This window comes from Mesorhizobium loti (genome assembly GCA_014189435.1).
Taxonomy (GTDB): Bacteria; Pseudomonadota; Alphaproteobacteria; order Rhizobiales; family Rhizobiaceae; genus Mesorhizobium; species Mesorhizobium loti_G.
The window spans coordinates 4,694,943-4,711,214 of the sequence record CP050293.1 but is presented as its reverse complement, the minus strand read 5'-3'; the positions used below and the strand labels follow the sequence as shown (position 1 = coordinate 4,711,214).

General features: G+C 64.5%; 14 protein-coding genes. 8 read left to right on the top strand and 6 right to left on the bottom strand.

Going from position 1 to position 16,272, the window contains the following annotated elements; genetic code table 11:
- Positions 1-218 precede the first annotated feature (218 nt).
- The 3 genes from HB777_22695 to HB777_22685 are packed head-to-tail and all read right to left on the bottom strand — an operon-like array spanning position 219 to position 3,024.
- The gene (locus tag HB777_22695; protein ID QND66445.1) at positions 219-1,028 is read right to left on the bottom strand and encodes a serine/threonine protein phosphatase; all 810 of its coding nucleotides are present in this window, start codon (positions 1,026-1,028) and stop codon (positions 219-221) included.
- Between the two features lie 36 nt (positions 1,029-1,064).
- Entirely contained in the window at positions 1,065-2,201 is a 1,137-nt protein-coding gene (locus HB777_22690) for an alpha-hydroxy-acid oxidizing protein (protein ID QND66444.1), read from the bottom strand.
- A 19-nt stretch (positions 2,202-2,220) separates the two neighbouring features.
- Positions 2,221-3,024, bottom strand: a complete 804-nt coding sequence (locus tag HB777_22685) for an FCD domain-containing protein (GenBank protein ID QND66443.1) — start codon at positions 3,022-3,024, stop codon at positions 2,221-2,223.
- A 209-nt stretch (positions 3,025-3,233) separates the two neighbouring features.
- Between HB777_22685 and HB777_22680 the strand changes: the two genes are divergently transcribed.
- The 4 genes from HB777_22680 (at position 3,234) to glcF (ending at position 9,109) form a co-directional block, all read left to right on the top strand.
- Positions 3,234-4,556, top strand: a complete 1,323-nt coding sequence (locus tag HB777_22680; protein ID QND66442.1) for a DUF3422 family protein — start codon at positions 3,234-3,236, stop codon at positions 4,554-4,556.
- A 279-nt stretch (positions 4,557-4,835) separates the two neighbouring features.
- A complete protein-coding gene (locus HB777_22675) occupies positions 4,836-6,332 on the top strand; it encodes an FAD-binding protein (GenBank protein ID QND66441.1) in 1,497 nt (498 codons plus the stop codon).
- A 237-nt stretch (positions 6,333-6,569) separates the two neighbouring features.
- Complete coding sequence (glcE, locus tag HB777_22670; protein QND66440.1) at positions 6,570-7,775, top strand: glycolate oxidase subunit GlcE; 1,206 nt, start codon at positions 6,570-6,572, stop codon at positions 7,773-7,775.
- Positions 7,776-7,786: 11 nt separating this feature from the next.
- A complete protein-coding gene (gene glcF / locus HB777_22665; GenBank protein ID QND66439.1) occupies positions 7,787-9,109 on the top strand; it encodes a glycolate oxidase subunit GlcF in 1,323 nt (440 codons plus the stop codon).
- Positions 9,110-9,125: 16 nt separating this feature from the next.
- Here the strand turns inward: glcF and HB777_22660 are convergent, their stop codons facing one another.
- Together HB777_22660 and HB777_22655 are read right to left on the bottom strand one after the other, a co-directional pair.
- A complete protein-coding gene (locus HB777_22660) occupies positions 9,126-10,046 on the bottom strand; it encodes a bifunctional 5,10-methylenetetrahydrofolate dehydrogenase/5,10-methenyltetrahydrofolate cyclohydrolase (GenBank protein ID QND66438.1) in 921 nt (306 codons plus the stop codon).
- Positions 10,047-10,316: 270 nt separating this feature from the next.
- Positions 10,317-11,060, bottom strand: coding sequence for a L,D-transpeptidase (locus tag HB777_22655; protein QND66437.1), 744 nt, complete (start codon positions 11,058-11,060; stop codon positions 10,317-10,319).
- A gap of 215 nt (positions 11,061-11,275) precedes the next feature.
- On the opposite strand from HB777_22655, the gene HB777_22650 reads away from it, so the two are divergent.
- On the top strand, positions 11,276-11,914 hold the full coding sequence (locus HB777_22650) for a DNA-3-methyladenine glycosylase I (protein QND66436.1): 639 nt from the start codon (positions 11,276-11,278) through the stop codon (positions 11,912-11,914).
- Between the two features lie 57 nt (positions 11,915-11,971).
- On the opposite strand, the gene HB777_22645 is transcribed toward HB777_22650, so the two are convergent.
- Positions 11,972-12,223: a hypothetical protein gene (locus HB777_22645; protein QND66435.1), complete on the bottom strand. Its 252-nt coding sequence runs from the start codon at positions 12,221-12,223 to the stop codon at positions 11,972-11,974.
- A gap of 456 nt (positions 12,224-12,679) precedes the next feature.
- On the opposite strand from HB777_22645, the gene HB777_22640 reads away from it, so the two are divergent.
- The 3 genes from HB777_22640 (at position 12,680) to HB777_22630 (ending at position 16,240) form a co-directional block, all read left to right on the top strand.
- Positions 12,680-14,182, top strand: a complete 1,503-nt coding sequence (locus HB777_22640; GenBank protein QND66434.1) for a histidine--tRNA ligase — start codon at positions 12,680-12,682, stop codon at positions 14,180-14,182.
- Between the two features lie 241 nt (positions 14,183-14,423).
- Positions 14,424-15,545, top strand: coding sequence for an ATP phosphoribosyltransferase regulatory subunit (locus HB777_22635; protein QND66433.1), 1,122 nt, complete (start codon positions 14,424-14,426; stop codon positions 15,543-15,545).
- Positions 15,542-16,240, top strand: a complete 699-nt coding sequence (locus HB777_22630; GenBank protein ID QND66432.1) for an ATP phosphoribosyltransferase — start codon at positions 15,542-15,544, stop codon at positions 16,238-16,240. The genes HB777_22635 and HB777_22630 overlap by 4 nt, the downstream gene beginning before the upstream one ends.
- Positions 16,241-16,272 lie beyond the last annotated feature (32 nt).

The following is a 16,272-nucleotide window of genomic DNA, read 5'->3' as shown; positions in this document are numbered from 1 at the left end:
GCACAGATGCAGAAAGCTCAACAAGAGATGACGTCCGTGAAAGCAGCGCTTCTGTCCTTTGCCATGGTATCCGCCATCGTGCTGTGCGGCCTCGGCATTTATGCCGCCGACGCAGCCAGCAACCACAACGCCGTCGACGGCTACGGCGTCACCGCCTCGCTTCGCTAAAGCCGGGGCTGCGCCACGAGCCGAGCGTCTCGTCCCTGGACGCGCCGCGCTCAAGCTTCCTTTGTCGTCCCAGGTTCCTTGATCGTCCCAGGTTCCTTGATCGTCATTGTCAGGATGCGTTTGTCCGGCCCGTCGACGACGAGCGCGGTCAACATGCCTGATTGCCAGGCGAGCGTGTCGACATTGACGCGGTTGGCCATTACCTCTGCCTCCGGCACCGGCGTGTGGCCGTGCACCACGATCTTCGGATAGAGACCAGGGTGGTTGTGGAAGACGTCGCGGATCCAGATCAGATCCTGCGGGTTTTGCCTTTCCAGCGCGATGCCGGGCCGGATGCCGGCATGGCAGAAGAAAAAGTCGCCCAGTGTCACCGAAAACGGCAGCGACCGCAGGAAGTCGATGTGGCCTTGCGGCACGGCCTCGACCAGGGCCTGATGTCCTTTGCGCACTGCGGACTCGGCCTTGCCGAACCACACGCTGGTGCCTTCACTGATCGCCACGCCGTAGGACTGCGCCGTCTGGATGCCGCCAAACCGGATGAAAAGCCCGTCCGGGTCGGGGGTCTTGAGAAAATCGAGAAAGCCGATGTCGTGATTGCCGGCCAGCATCAGATTTCGCGGGTCGCGCTCTCGCGCTTCGATCAGGAAATCGATGACGCCGTTTGAGTCCGGCCCGCGGTCGACATAGTCGCCAAGATGGATGACGCGCCAGTCGGCAGGCGCCTCCCGCTCGATCTCGGCCTTGATACGCTGATGCATGGCGGCCAGCAGGTCGAGCCGGCCGTGAACGTCGCCAATGGCGTAAAGACGCACACCTTCCGGCCCATGCGCGTCGAGAAAATGGATGCCGGGTTCTGCCAACGTCTCGTCATCTCCGTGGTCAGGCGGTCACGGGACTTAGCGCCGGAGCTGGTCCTTGCCCATGTCGGTGACCAGACGCTTTCCGCACAGCGCCAGCGTGATGTCCATCTCCTTGCGGATGATTTCCAATGCCTTGGTAACCCCTTCCTTGCCAAGCGCACCCAGGCCGTAAAGAAATGGCCGACCGATATAGGTGCCCTTGGCGCCGAGGCAGAGTGCTTTCAGCACATCCTGGCCGGAGCGGATGCCGCCATCCATATGCACTTCGATCGCGTCGCCGACCGCATCGGCAATCTCTTCCAGCACGCCGATCGACGACGACGCACCATCGAGCTGGCGCCCGCCATGGTTGGAAACGATGATCGCATCGGCGCCGGTCTTGGCCGCCATCAGCGCGTCTTCCTTGTCGAGAATGCCCTTGAGGATCAGCTTGCCGCCCCAGCGCTCCTTGATCCAGGCGACGTCCTTCCACGACAGATGCGGATCGAACTGCTCCGTCGTCCACGATGCCAGTGAGGACATGTTGCCGACGCCCTTGGCGTGACCGACAATGTTGCGGAAGGTCCGACGCTTTGTGCCGGCCATGGCGGCGCACCAGCGCGGGCGGATGGCCATGTCGACGATGTTCGTCAGCGTCAGCTTGGGTGGCGCCGAAAGCCCGTTGCGGATGTCCTTGTGGCGCTGGCCGAGAATCTGCAGGTCGAGCGTCAGCACCAACGCCGAGCATTTCGCCGCCTTTGCCCTGTCGATCAGATTGAGCACGAAATCCTTGTCGCGCAACACATAGAGCTGGAACCAGAACGGCTTGCTTGTCACCGAGGCGACATCCTCGATCGAGCAGATGCTCATCGTCGACAAGGTGAACGGCACGCCGAACTCTTCCGCTGCCTGCGCCGCCAGCATCTCGCCATTTGCGTGCTGCATGCCGGTCATGCCGGTAGGTGCCAATGCAACCGGCATTGATACTTTCTCGCCGATCATCGTCGAAGCCAGAGAACGGTTGTCCATGTCGACCAGCACGCGCTGGCGGAACTTGATCTTGCCGAAATCCTCCTCGTTGGCCCGGTAGGTGCTTTCGGTCCAGGCGCCGGAATCGGCATAGTCAAAGAACATCTTCGGCACGCGCCGGCGCGCGAGGTCCTTGAGGTCGGCGATGGTCAGGATTTGGCTCATGGGCTTCCCGTTTCGATAGCTAGGAGCGTTTGCGTGCAGGTTCGGTATCGGTGGCATCGACGCGCTGCTTCAGCCTCAGCCGCGAGACGCGCTGCCAGTCGCCGCTGCGCTCGGCCTCCGCCATCGACCGTTCGACATAGGTGATGTGGTCCATCGCCGCTTGCCGGGCAGCGGCCGGGTCGCCGGCCTTCACCGCCGCATGGATCGCCCGGTGCTGCGCAAGCAGCGCCTCTCGCGCGCCGGGCACGGTGAACACCAGCAGCCGGTTCTGGAACACCCCTTCCGACAACAGCCGATAGCAGGAGCGCAGCGTGTGCAAAAGGATGATGTTGTGCGCGCATTCGCAGATCGCGTGGTGGAACTCGACGTCGATTTCAGCCTCGTCGTCGAAGTCGCCGGTCCGGTGCGCATCGTCCATGCGTGCCATGATCTTGTCGAGCAGTGCCATGTCGTCTGGTGTGGCGCGCCGCGCCGCGTATTCAGCCGCCACCCCTTCGATCTCGCGGCGATATTCCAGATAGTCGGTCACAGCCTTGCGGTGCATCGAGATCAGGTCCGTCACCGGCTTGGTGAACAGCTGGCCGATGACATCGGCGACATGCGTGCCGCCGCCGGGCCTTGTCGTCAGAAGGCCGCGCCCTTCCAGCGCCTTCAGGGCATCCCGCAGGATCGGCCGTGACACGTCGAACTGGCGCGCAAGCTCCCGCTCGCCCGGCAACCGGTCGCCGGTACGCAGCACGCCTTCGAGGATGAGGCTCTCGATCTGCTGCACCACCTCGTCGGCAGTGCGCGAATGCTCGATCCTGGAAAAAATGTCGCTCAACAGGGTGCCTGGAAGGTGAACCGGTGCCGCGCAGGATAAAGCCTGCGTCGCCAACTGGTCAAATTATTTATCCAATTGGCCGGAGCGTGTCGATTTTGCCGCCTGACGCCATATCATCTTCGGCTAAACTTTGCTGTTTGCGTCGCCAGGCCATTGGCTCTAGAGGGACGCGGGTGCAAGAGGGTTCAGAGAAACCCAGGGGACAAGCCGTGTCAGACGACCCGTCCAATCTCGAATTCCAGCCGCGCGCCAAGGGCAGCGTCATGGGGTTTCCCGCGCATGAGGGCCGGCCCGGCGCGCTCGGCGAGGTCCATGCCCGGCCGCATCCGCTGATCGAAAAGCCGCGCGTCCTGGTGCAACTTGCCTTCATGACGGAGGGTGGCTCCGGCGTCGACATGGCCGTGCTTTCCGAACTGTCGCGACGCCTTGGCATCGCCGCGCCCGATCGCCAGGCCCGCCACCACGCCATGAAATGGGGCAAGGGTTCGCTGCGCTGGGAGCGGCATACCGAATTCTCGACCTATCTGTGGGAAGGGCCGCTCTCCGAGAGCGGCAGGACGCAGGAAGATTCGCCCTTCGGCAACGGGTTTTCGCCGCCGGGAACCGTCATCTCGGGCATCAGGCTCGAAATCCGCAAATGGACGCAAGCGAGCGAGCGGCTGATCGCCGGCTTCGATCCGACCAGTCTGTGCTACTCGCTGGTCGAGCGCGGCAACGCCGCCATCGTCACCGACTTCCGCCAGGATGGCGATGGCATGACGCGCATGCTGGTGCTCGATCGCGGCCTGACCCCGGCCCGCACCGGCGCGTTGTCACAGCGGCTGATCGACATCGAAACCTATCGCACGTTGGCCATGCTTGGCCTGCCACTGGCGCTGAACCTGTCCGGCCGCGCCCGCCGCATCGAGGACCGGCTGGCGCAAACCACGCTGGAGATGAAGGTCACCGAGACCCGCGACAGCCAGACCTTGCTGGCCGACCTGACCGAGCTTGCCGCGGAGCTGGAGGCGGACGCGGCGTCGAGCCTCTACCGCTTTGGCGCCAGCCGCGCCTATGACGGCATCGTCGTCGAGCGGCTGGAAGCGCTCGAGGAAGAAGCCGTGCCCGGCTACGACACCTGGGGTGGTTTTTTGCAGCGCCGCGTGGCACCCGCCATGCGCACCTGCCGCTCGGTCGAGGAGCGGCAAGCCAATCTCTCGCGAAAACTGACCCGCGCCACGACGCTGCTGCGCACCTGGGTCGATGTCGAGGTCGAGAAGCAGAACCGCGACCTGCTTGCCTCGATGAACAACCGCGCCCGTCTGCAACTGCGCCTGCAGCAGACCGTCGAAGGCCTCTCGGTCGCCGCCGTCTCCTACTATGTCGTCGGCCTCATCGGCTATGTCGCCAAGGGCGCCTCGATCTTCGGCCATGCCTTCGCGCCGGAGGTCATTACCGCCGCTTCGGTGCCGGTCGCGATCCTGCTGGTCTGGTGGGGCGTGCGTCGCGTGCGGCGAATGCATTCCGAGCCAGGCAAGCTGGCGGGCGAATAGATCTGCTCACCCTCCCCCTTGTGGGGAGGGTCGGCTCATGATCGCAGCGAAGCGAAGATCGTGAGACGGGGTGGGGGTCCTCGTAGAGCGCTGCGCTGACCCCCACCCCGCTCACTTCGTTCGCGACCCTCCCCACAAGGGGGAGGGTGAAGAGCGGCAGATTGACGCTGCGGAAGACAATCCCGGCGTGGGTTTTGCGATTTTGGTCAAGGCAGGGTTTGCAACAGTCCTCTCTGACTGGTAAAAGATTTTGACCAGTGATGCGAAACGAGGCTGCTGATGTCCGGCCTGGCCATGCCGAAACCAGACGACGCCACAATGCGCCGGCGCGACGAGATTGTCGCCGACATGCGCATCATCGTGCCGGGCGAGGGCGTCGTCGACGCCGCCAATTCCATGCGTGCCTTCGAGAGCGATGGCCTGACCGCCTATCGGCAGCTGCCGCTGGTTGTCGTGCTGCCGCAAACGGTGGCGCAGGTTTCGCGCGTGCTGAAATACTGCAACGACCGCAACATCCGCGTCGTGCCGCGCGGCTCCGGCACCTCGCTGTCAGGCGGTGCGCTGCCGCTCGAGGACGCGGTGCTGCTGGTCATGAGCCGCTTCAACCGCATCCTTGCGATCGACTTTCCCAATCGCGTCGTCGTCGCCCAGCCGGGCGTCACCAATCTCGGCATCACCACCGCCGTCGAGCAGGAGGGCTTCTACTACGCCCCCGATCCATCCTCCCAGATCGCCTGCTCGATCGGCGGCAATGTCGCGGAAAATTCCGGTGGCGTGCACTGCCTGAAATATGGCCTCACCGCCAACAATGTACTGGGCATCGAAATGGTGCTGATGAACGGTGAAGTGGTGCGGTTGGGCGGCAGCCACCTCGATGCGGAAGGTTATGACTTGCTCGGCGTCATGACCGGTTCCGAAGGCCTGCTCGGCGTCGTCACCGAGGTCACCGTGCGCATCCTGAAGAAGCCTGAGACGGCACGCGCGCTGCTGATCGGCTTTCCGACCAGCGAGCAGGGCGGCCAGTGCGTCGCCGACATCATCGGCGCCGGCATCATTCCGGGCGGCATGGAGATGATGGATCGGCCGGCAATCCACGCGGCGGAAGATTTCGTCCATGCCGGCTATCCCCTCGATGTCGAGGCGCTGCTGATCGTCGAGCTCGACGGGCCGGGCGTCGAGGTCGATCATCTGATCGGTCTCGTCGAGGCGATCGCCTACAAGAACGGCTCGACCACCTGCCGCATATCGCAGTCGGAGCAGGAGCGGCTGGGTTTCTGGGCCGGCCGCAAGGCGGCATTCCCAGCGGTCGGCCGCATCTCGCCCGACTATTACTGCATGGACGGCACCATCCCGCGCAAGGAACTGCCGCGTGTGCTCGCAGGCATGCGCGAGCTGTCGGAGAAATACGGCCTCGGCGTCGCCAATGTCTTTCATGCCGGCGACGGCAATCTGCATCCGCTGATCCTCTACGATGCCAACGTGCCGGGCGAACTCGACAAGGCCGAAAGCTTCGGCGCCGACATATTGCGGCTCTGCGTCAAGGTCGGCGGCGTGCTCACCGGCGAGCACGGGGTGGGCGTGGAAAAACGCGACCTGATGCCGGAAATGTTCACCCAGGTCGACCTCGACCAGCAGATGCGCGTCAAATGCGCCTTCGATCCCAACCATCTGCTCAACCCGGGAAAAGTCTTCCCGCAACTGCGCCGCTGCGCCGAGCTTGGGCGCATGCACATTTCGGGCGGCAAGCTGCCGTTCCCGGACATTCCGAGGTTTTGATGACGTCAGAAGTCGGCATGTCGGCGTTCCTTCGCGCCCCCCTCTGTCCTGCCGGACATCTCCCCCACAAGGGGGAGATTGGGCGCAGTCTCGGCTTTCGCCAATCTCCAGCGTTGCAAGAGAGGCGCGGCTGCCGGAACTGCCAATCTCCCCCCTTGTGGGGGAGATGTCCGGCAGGACAGAGGGGGGCGTGAAGGATCACGACGTCTCCGCATTCGCCGACGGTGCGTCGATCCCATGACCACCTTCACCCCAACCACGTCGGAAGAAGTCCTGTCCACCGTCGCCTGGGCCGTGGCGGAAGGCTCGCCGCTGGAAATCCTCGGCCATGGTTCGAAGCGCGGCATTGGTCGCCCGCTGCAAACCGAACACACGCTCGACCTGTCGAGGCTCACCGGCGTCACGCTTTACGAACCGGCTGAACTGGTGCTGTCGGCCAAGGCCGGCACGCCGCTGGCCGACATTGAGAAGCTGTTGGCGGAAAACGGCCAGCAACTTGCCTTCGAGCCGATGGACTACGGCCCGCTGCTTGGCGGCGAGCCGGGAAAAGGCACGCTCGGCGGTGTGCTCGCCGCGAACCTCTCCGGCCCGCGCCGGCTGAAGGCGGGTGCTGCGCGCGATCATATTCTGGGCATCAATGTGGTGTCCGGGCGTGGCGAGGCCTTCAAGTCGGGCGGCCGCGTGGTCAAGAACGTCACCGGCTATGACATGTCCAAGCTGATGGCCAACAGCTGGGGCACGCTGGTCGTGTTCACCGACGTCACCTTCAAAGTGCTGCCCGCCGCCGAAACCGAAGTCACGCTCGCCATCCGTGGCCTGCTCGACGATGCGGCTGCCGCCGCCATGGCCATGGCGCTCGGTTCGAGTGCTGAAGTGTCGAGTGCCGCCCATCTGCCGGAGCGGATCGCTGGGCGCGTCGCCGGCGGCAGTCTCGGCAACGAGGCCGCCACGCTGCTGCGTGTCGAAGGTTTCGGCCCGTCGGTCGCCTACCGCATCGCCGCGCTGAAAACGCTGCTCGGCAATGCCGGGCCGCTGGAGGAGATTGCCGGCGAAGCCTCACGGCTGATCTGGCGCGATGTGCGCGATTGCAAGCCCTTCGCCGACAACAGCGAGAAACCGGTCTGGCGGGTGTCGATGACACCGGGAGAAGGCCACCAGATGGTTCTGACGCTGCGCATGCAAGCCGCCGTCAGCGCCTTCTATGACTGGCAGGGCGGGCTGGTATGGCTGCGCATGGAAGAGGGCGACCCGGAAGCCGCTCTGCTGCGCGGGCTGTTGAGAAAACATGGCGGCGGCCATGCGACGCTGGTGCGCGCGGCACCCTCCCATCGCGCCGCCTTGCCGGTGTTCGAGCCGCAGTCGCCCGCCCTGGCCGCATTGGCGGCGCGCCTGAAGCAGGAATTCGACCCCAAGAACATCCTCAATCCCGGCCGAATGGCCTAGGATCCAACGCGATGCAGACCAATTTTTCGCTTGCCCAGCTTGCCGATCCGCATGTCGCGGAGTCGGAAAAGATCCTGCGCAAATGCGTGCATTGCGGCTTCTGCACCGCCACCTGCCCGACCTATGTGACGCTCGGCAACGAGCTCGATTCACCGCGCGGGCGCATCTACCTGATCAAGGACATGCTGGAGAACGGCCGTCCGGCCGACAAGGAAATCGTCACCCATATCGATCGGTGCCTGTCGTGCCTCGCCTGCATGACGACGTGCCCGTCAGGCGTCAACTACATGCATCTTGTCGACCATGCGCGTGCCCATATCCAGGAGACCTACACGCGGCCGCTGCTCGACCGCCTGACCCGCGCCATGCTGGCCTTCGTGCTGCCCTATCCCCAGCGCTTTCGCGCGGCACTCAGACTGGCGAAGCTGGGCAAGCCGTTCATTGGCCTGTTCGACAAGGTCCCGGCGCTGAAACCGCTCAGTGCGATGCTCAAACTCGCCCCGGCCTCGATCCCCACAGCCTCACCGATGGCTTCAACTGGCATCCATGCCGGGCAGGGGACGAAAAAAGGCCGTGTCGCCATCCTCACCGGCTGCGCGCAATCGGTGCTCGATCCCGCCATCAACGAGACGACGATTTCACTGCTGACGCGGCTCGGCGTCGAGGTTGTGGTGCCGCCGGGCGAAGGCTGCTGCGGTGCGCTGGTCCATCACATGGGGCGCGAGGAAGCCGCCCTTGCCTCTGCCAGGCAGAATGTCGACGCCTGGACGCGCGCCATCGACCAAGCGGGGCTCGATGCCATCGTCATCACCGCGTCCGGCTGCGGCACGACGATCAAGGACTACGGTTTCATGCTGCGACTGGACCCGGCCTATGCCGACAAGGCCGCGCGCGTCTCGGCACTGGCCAAGGACATCACCGAATATCTCTCGACCTTCGATCTGCCCGAACCGGTGCGCAAACCTGGCACGGTGGTCGCCTATCACTCGGCCTGCTCGATGCAGCACGGCCAGAAGATCATTCGCCAGCCGAAGGAGTTGCTGGCCAAGGCCGGCTTCATCGTGCGCGAACCGCGCGAGGGCCATCTCTGCTGCGGCTCCGCCGGCACCTACAACATCCTGCAGTCCGAGATTTCGGCAAAGCTGCGCGACCGCAAGGTGAAAAACATCGAGGCGACGGGTGCGTCGATCGTTGCCACCGGCAACATCGGCTGCATCACGCAGATCGCCTCGGCAGCGAAGCTGCCGGTGGTGCACACGATCAAGCTGCTCGACTGGGCCTATGGCGGGCCAAAGCCGGAAGGTGTTCTGGAGAGCCCGATCGCAGCGGAATAGGGCGCCCGGCCCGGCGCTACTCCGCCGCGAGCCTGTCGGCTGTGCCGTAGGTCGCCTCATAAAGCGCGCGCTGTCGGCTGAGCGCCACCATCGTGTTGCGCAGCAGGATGGCGACCGTGATCGGGCCGACGCCGCCCGGCACCGGCGTGATCCAGGATGCAACCTCGCGCACGCTTTCGGTGTCGACGTCGCCGACGATACGGCTGGAGCCGTCAGGGCCGATCTCGGAATTGATGCCAATGTCGATGACGGCAGCGCCCGGCTTGACCATGTCGGCCTTGATCAGCCGCGGCTTGCCGACGGCAACGAACAGCGCGTCGGCGCGCCGCGCATGGGCGGCGACCGATCGGGTCATGTGGTGGCAGACCGTGACCGTCGCGCCTTCGCTCATCAACAGGAAGGCGATCGGCTTGCCGACGATTTCCGAATGGCCGACGATGACGACTTCCAGCCCCTTGAGGTCGAGGCCGGTCTCCTTGAGCAGCTCGACCGAGGCGGCCGCCGTGCAAGGCGCGAGGTCGAGCTGATTGTAGACGATGTTGCCGATCGAGGCCGGATGCATGCCTTCGACATCCTTCAGCGGATGCACCGCCGCCTGCAGCATCCTGATCGGGATGTTTACGGGCACCGGCCGCTGGATGATGATGCCGGTGACGCGCGGATCGGCGTTCAGGCCGTGGATCGCTGCTTCCAGTTCGCCTGACGTGATGGTGGCGGGAAAGCGCCGTTCCTCGAAATCGATGCCGGCGAGCTGCGCCTTGGCGCGCTGGTTGCGCACATAGACGTCCACCGCATCGGTGTCGCCGACGGTGATCGAGATCAGCTTGGGTGGAAAACCCTCGGCTTTGGCTATCGCGGCATCCTCGCGCACGGCGGCGATGATGCGCTGGGCGACCGGGCCGCCTCTGAGATAGCGGCTGTCATCGGACAGGGGCATGAATGGACTCTCTGGCTGGTACGTGCCGCCGAGATAGCAAAAGAATTCGGCGAAGGGCAGCATGAAAGCGAACCGCCATGCCCTCGGCGCGACGTTCGGGCGCAGCCTTGCCTGCTGTCAGGCCAATTTTACTCGAAAACGGAAAGGGCAGCGCGGTTTCCCGTGCTGCCCTTCCTGACCGGCCGCATCCCCATACGGCCCGTCCCCCGTATCCCTAAACTGGCCTCGAAAAGCGGATTGCTTTGCCGGCCAAGTGATTCGCAAGAACTATTATATCACCTCGACCGTGGTTCCGACATTGACGCGTTCATAGAGGTCGACGACGTCCTCATTGCGCATGCGGATGCAGCCAGAGGACACCGCGCCGCCGATCGTCCACGGCTGGTTGGTGCCGTGGATGCGGTACTCTGTCGTGCCGAGATAGAGCGCACGCGCGCCAAGCGGGTTCTCCATGCCGCCGGCCAGATAGGTCGGCAAATAGCGGCCCTTGGCGGCTTCGCGCTTGATCATTTCCGCCGGCGGGCGCCAGTCCGGCCATTCGCGCTTGTTGGTGATCTTGTGCGTGCCCGACCACTCGAAGCCGGGTTTGCCGGTGCCGACGCCATAGCGCCGCGCTTTGCCGTTCTTCTCGACCAGGAAGAGGAAATTCTGCGTGGTGTCGATGACGATCGTGCCCGGCTTCTGCGCGCCGTCATAGGCGACTTCCTGCGGCAGGTAGATCGGGTTGATCTGCGGACGCATGACCATGCGCTTGGCCGGCGCCTGCACGCCCGCCGTCTGCACCCGGTCGGGCTGCGCCGGTTGCGCGGTGCGCAGGCGCGGCTGCTGCACGACCTGGCGATTCTGCCGGACGATGCCGGGCGCATGGCCAAGCTGCAGCACCCAGGGTGCGGAAAGGTCGGGGCTCACCATCACCGGAGGCCTGTCGGCATAGCGGTCGCCGGCTGTGGAGGGCGTGACGCCGGCGGCAAACACAGCCACCGCGCCGAGCACGGGAAACAGAACTGTCTTCATCGGAACGCACCTTGATCGTCGAACACAAAACGGGTGGAAACGCCCGCCCGGTTCGGCGATCATTGGCGCGCAAGCAGCAACCGAAACATGAATCGGAATGCGTAAAATGCGCAAGTGTCGGTAAACCTTTTGGTGTGGTTACCGCCGGGTTCAGGAATCTGGTAAAGCCGCAGTAAATACAGCGCAAAAGCGCATTAACGAACGGATCTTGGCTTATGGACAAGGAAAACACCGGTCTGCTCGCCGGTCCCGACGGTGTCGCGCGCTGCTTCTGGCACGGCAATCTGCCCGACTATCTGCACTATCACGATCATGAATGGGGCCGGCCTGTCGCCGATGACCGCAGGCTGTTCGAAAAGATCTGCCTCGAAGGCTTTCAGTCGGGCCTGTCGTGGCTGACCATCCTGCGCAAGCGGGAGAATTTTCGCGAAGCCTTCGCCAATTTCGAATTCGACAAGGTCGCCGCTTTCACCGACAAGGATGTCGAGCGCCTGCTCGGCAATGCCGGCATCATCCGCCATCGCGGCAAGATCGTCTCGACCATCAACAACGCCAAGCGCGCCCGCGAGATGGCCGATGAGTTCGGCTCGCTGGCCGCCTGGTTCTGGAAGTTCGAACCCGGCAAGGACGAGCGGCCGGTGATCGTCGATCTCGTCCATCTGCGCGCCAACCCGACCACGGCGATCTCGGTGCGGATTTCGAAGGAGTTGAAGAAGCGCGGCTGGAGCTTCGTCGGGCCCACCACGGTCTACGCCTTCATGCAGGCGATGGGTCTGGTCAACGACCACCTCGAGGGCTGCGTCTGCCGCAAAGAGGTCGAGAAGCAGCGGAAGGCCTTCAAAAGGCCGAAGTAGGGCTCCCTACCTCCCCCTTGCGGGGAGGTCGCGCCGAAGGCGCGGGTGGTGGGAGCTTCAGGTGCCGTTGGCGCTGGCCAGCACCAAGCCGGCGACGATCGCCACCACCGTGGCCACGGTCGGGTAGATCACCAGCAGGCCGGTTATCAACGCGTCGCGCATGGAAGGTCCCTTGCCGGTGTCGGCGGGTACTTCGAACGGGCCGGCAGCCTGGCTGACCATTTTCGGAGCGTGGATGTCGGCCGGGCGCAAGCGTGCGGGCAATTCGGCATCGCTGTCGATGGCATGAAATCTTGCTCTGCTGGTCATGGCCGCGAACCCCCCGTTTCGGCGCGTTTATCGGCTGCGATTGTGTCGGCACGATGCCGCGCCCATGGCGGGATTGTTTCATTTTCGGTGCGGTTTTGTTGCAGGGGGGCTCAACTGGCGGCCTTGATAGGGGCCGATACCTTCATCGCTTTGCGCTGCCCCTCATCGCCCTGCCGGGCACTTCTCCCCGTATAGTGACGGGGAGAAGGACGCCTCCATCGATGATTTCGCCAATATCGAGCGTTGCTGAGAGGGCGCCGAGGGTTGCGACAACTCCCTTCTCCCCGTCACTATACGGGGAGAAGGTGCCGGCAGGCGGATGAGGGGCGGCGCAGCCTTACCGGAACTGTCCCCATGGGCAGAAGGCTTGCCAACCCTTGCCGCACCAAGCCGCTTCGGCTAGGACACGCGCACTCGAAACAAGTCCGCATTTATCCAACAAAAAGACCCCAGCTCATGGCCGACAAATCGGAAAAGACGAAAGCGCGACTGCCGCGCGGTTTTGCCGACCGCAGCGCTGAAGACATCCGCGCCGTCGAGAAGATGATGGCGACGATCCGCTCGGTCTATGAGCTTTACGGTTTCGAACCGGCCGACCAACCGCTGATCGAATACACCGATGCGCTCGGAAAATTCCTGCCCGACCAGGACCGGCCGAACGAAGGCGTCTTCTCCTTCCAGGATGACGACGACCAATGGCTGTCGCTGCGCTATGATTTGACCGCGCCGACGGCGCGCTTTGTCGCCGAGAATTACGAGCGCCTGCCCAAACCCTATCGCAGCTATCGCTCCGGCTGGGTGTTCCGCAACGAGAAGCCAGGCCCCGGCCGCTTCCGCCAGTTCATGCAGTTCGATGCCGACACGATCGGCACGCCGGGCGTGGCCGCCGACGCCGAGATGGCCATGATGATGGCCGACGTCATGGAAGCGCTCGGCATCAAGCGCGGCGACTACGTCATCCGCGTCAACAACCGCAAGGTTCTCGACGGCGTGCTGGAGGCGATCGGCCTTGGCGGCGAGGAGAATGCCGGCCGCCGGCTGACGGTGCTGCGGGCGATAGACAAGCTCGACAAGCTCGGGCCGGAAGGTGTGAAGCTTTTGCTCGGCCCGGGGCGCTGGGATGGCGGCAAGGAAGGCGAGGGCGACTTCGCCAAGGGCGCCGGGTTGAACAACGGGCAAGCCGAGGCGGTTCTTCTCGCGACAGCGAGGACCATACAGGCCGGCCAGGATTCCATGGTCAATTCGAACGCGACCTATCAGGAAGGCGTTGGAGAACTTACGACGATTGAAGCCCTGGTCCGGGCGGCAGGATATGGCGAGGACCGTATTGCCATGGACCGCTCGGTCGTGCGTGGCCTCGAATATTACACCGGCCCGGTCTTCGAGGCCGAGCTGCTGGCCGAGATCCCCAATGAGGACGGCCAGATCGTGCGTTTCGGCTCGGTCGGTGGCGGCGGCCGCTATGACGGACTGGTCTCGCGCTTTCGCGGCGAGCCGGTGCCGGCGACCGGCTTTTCCATAGGCGTCTCCCGGTTGATGACCGCACTGAAGAATCTTGGCAAGCTCGACAGCACGGACGTGATCGCGCCGGTCGTCGTGCTGGTGATGGACAGGGACACCGACAGCCTCGGCCGCTACCAGAAGATGGTGTCGGAACTGCGTGCCGCCGGCATCCGCTCGGAAATGTATCTCGGCGGCGCCGGCATGAAGGCGCAGCTCAAATATGCCGACCGGCGCGGCTGCCCGGTCGCCATCATCCAGGGCGGCGATGAACGCGCCAAGGGCGAGCTGCAGATCAAGGACCTGATCGAAGGCGCGCGCATGTCGGCCGAGATCACCGACAACGCCGAATGGCGCGCCGCCCGCCCGGCGCAGGTGACCGTGGCGGAGGGCGAGCTGGTCGCCGAGGTGAGGAAGATCCTGGCGGCGCAGGCTGAGGAGAGGGCGCGTGGCAAGTAGAGGCCGCGTTCTGTCGCGCCCCCTCTGTCCTGCCGGACATCTCCCCCACGAGGGGGAGATTGGCCGTTTCATCTGCCTCGCTTTTCTTGCAGCGTAGGCGATTGGCGAAATCCGTCGCGACATCCAATCTCCCCCCTCGTGGGGGAGATGTCCGGCAGGACAGAGGGGGGCGCCGTAGAGCGCCGACCTTAAGTCGACCCGCTGATCTCAAACCAGTGGGTCGTTCGATACGGAGGCCAAATTGACCTCCCGCTACCCCGCAATATCAGTCGACATCATCAACCTCTTCGCCACCCGCAACACGCATGCGGTCGAGGTTGCCGTACTGCAGCCGGCCGACCCCTTCCTCGACATGGCCGGCGAGGATTTGCGCCGCCGCATCTTCCTCACCGAAAGCGAGACCGGCCAGACATTGTGCCTGCGGCCGGAATTCACCATTCCGGTCTGCCTTGATCACATAAGTTCGCAGGCCGGCACGCCGCGCCGCTATTCCTACCTCGGCGAGGTGTTTCGCCAGCACCGCGAAGGCGGCAATGAGTTCTTCCAGGCCGGCATCGAGGATCTCGGCGACCGCGATACGGCTGAAGCCGATGCTCGCTCGCTGGCCGACGCGCACGCGCTGCTGTCGCTGGTGCTGCCTGGTCAGGCACTGGCGATCACGCTCGGCGACCAGACCATTTTCGAGGCTGTGCTGGCCGCCCTTGGCCTGCCGCGCGGCTGGCGCATGCGCCTTGCCCGCGCCTTCGGCTCGGCACCGATGCTTGAGGTGGCACTCGCCGATCTTGCCAACCCGCCGCGCAACAGCCAGCTCTCCGGCCCGGTGGCCGCTCTCGTCCTTGACGGCGACCTGGACGGTCTTTCCGCCCACATCGCCGGCGGCATGGAAGAGGCGGGCCTGTCGGCCTCCGCCGGGCGTTCGCCATCCGATATTGCCCGGCGGCTGATCGAGAAAGCCGAATTGCGCAGCGTGCGGCTGTCGAACGAGGCTTTTTCCGCGCTGAAAAGTTTTCTGGCAATCGACGTTCCGCTTGATGGTGCGGCCCAGGCGCTGGCGACCTTCGCCACCGGTGCCGGGCTTTCGCTCGATACCGCGCTGGAGAAGTTCGCTGCCCGCGCCAGGGCGATCGAGACGCACGGCCTTCCGGCTGGAAAAATCCGCTACGACGCCGCCTTCGGCCGCCCGCTCGACTACTACACCGGCCTGGTTTTCGAAATCGCGGCCGACAATGGCGACCGGCCGCTGGCCGGTGGCGGCCGCTATGACCGGCTGCTGACCTTGCTCGGCGCGAAAACGCCGATCCCCGGCGTTGGCTTTTCCGTCTGGCTCGACCGTATCGAGGCATTGCGGGAGACGGCGCCATGATCACGCTGGCGGTTCCGTCGAAAGGCCGGCTGAAGGAACAGGCGCTGGAAGTGCTGGCCAAGGCCGGGTTCGCCGTCAGCCTGCCCGGCGACGAGCGCAAGTACCACGCCCGCGTCGAAGGCCTGGACAATGTCGAAGTGGTGTTCCTGTCGGCTTCCGAGATTGCTGGCGAGATCGGCCAGGGTGCGGTCGATCTCGGCATCACCGGCGAAGACCTGGTGCGCGAGAACCTCGCCGACTGGGAAACGCGCGCTGAAATCATTGCCCATCTCGGCTTCGGCCATGCCGATGTCGTGGTGGCCGTGCCCGACATCTGGCTCGATGTCGACACCATGGCCGATCTCGACGACGTCGCCGCCGATTTTCGCCAGCGCCATGGCCGGCGGCTGCGCATTGCCACCAAATACTGGCGGCTGACCCAGCAATTCTTCTCGCAGAAGCATGGCATCCAGGTCTATCGCATCGTCGAAAGTCTCGGTGCCACCGAAGGCGCGCCGGCGGCCGGGCTGGCCGATGTCATCGTCGACATCACCACGTCAGGCTCGACGCTGCGCGCCAATCATCTCAAGGTGCTGGGCGATGGCCTCGTCCTGCGCTCGCAGGCCTGTCTTGTGGCGTCGAGGAAAGATCGTTCCGCCGCGGATGAGGCGCTCGTGCGCGATATCGCTGCGAAGATGGCTTCCATAATCGCCTAACGGCGGCGCTATCCCCCTCTCCGTCTCGGGCT

Coding starts and splice junctions, on each gene's coding strand:
- HB777_22690 (QND66444.1), bottom strand. CDS start 2,201: ATGAGCCAAATCCTGACCATCGCCGACCTCAAGGACCTCGCGCGCCGG.
- HB777_22675 (QND66441.1), top strand. CDS start 4,836: ATGTCCGGCCTGGCCATGCCGAAACCAGACGACGCCACAATGCGCCGG.
- glcE (QND66440.1), top strand. CDS start 6,570: ATGACCACCTTCACCCCAACCACGTCGGAAGAAGTCCTGTCCACCGTC.
- glcF (QND66439.1), top strand. CDS start 7,787: ATGCAGACCAATTTTTCGCTTGCCCAGCTTGCCGATCCGCATGTCGCG.
- HB777_22660 (QND66438.1), bottom strand. CDS start 10,046: ATGCCCCTGTCCGATGACAGCCGCTATCTCAGAGGCGGCCCGGTCGCC.
- HB777_22655 (QND66437.1), bottom strand. CDS start 11,060: ATGAAGACAGTTCTGTTTCCCGTGCTCGGCGCGGTGGCTGTGTTTGCC.
- HB777_22650 (QND66436.1), top strand. CDS start 11,276: ATGGACAAGGAAAACACCGGTCTGCTCGCCGGTCCCGACGGTGTCGCG.
- HB777_22645 (QND66435.1), bottom strand. CDS start 12,223: ATGACCAGCAGAGCAAGATTTCATGCCATCGACAGCGATGCCGAATTG.
- HB777_22640 (QND66434.1), top strand. CDS start 12,680: ATGGCCGACAAATCGGAAAAGACGAAAGCGCGACTGCCGCGCGGTTTT.
- HB777_22630 (QND66432.1), top strand. CDS start 15,542: ATGATCACGCTGGCGGTTCCGTCGAAAGGCCGGCTGAAGGAACAGGCG.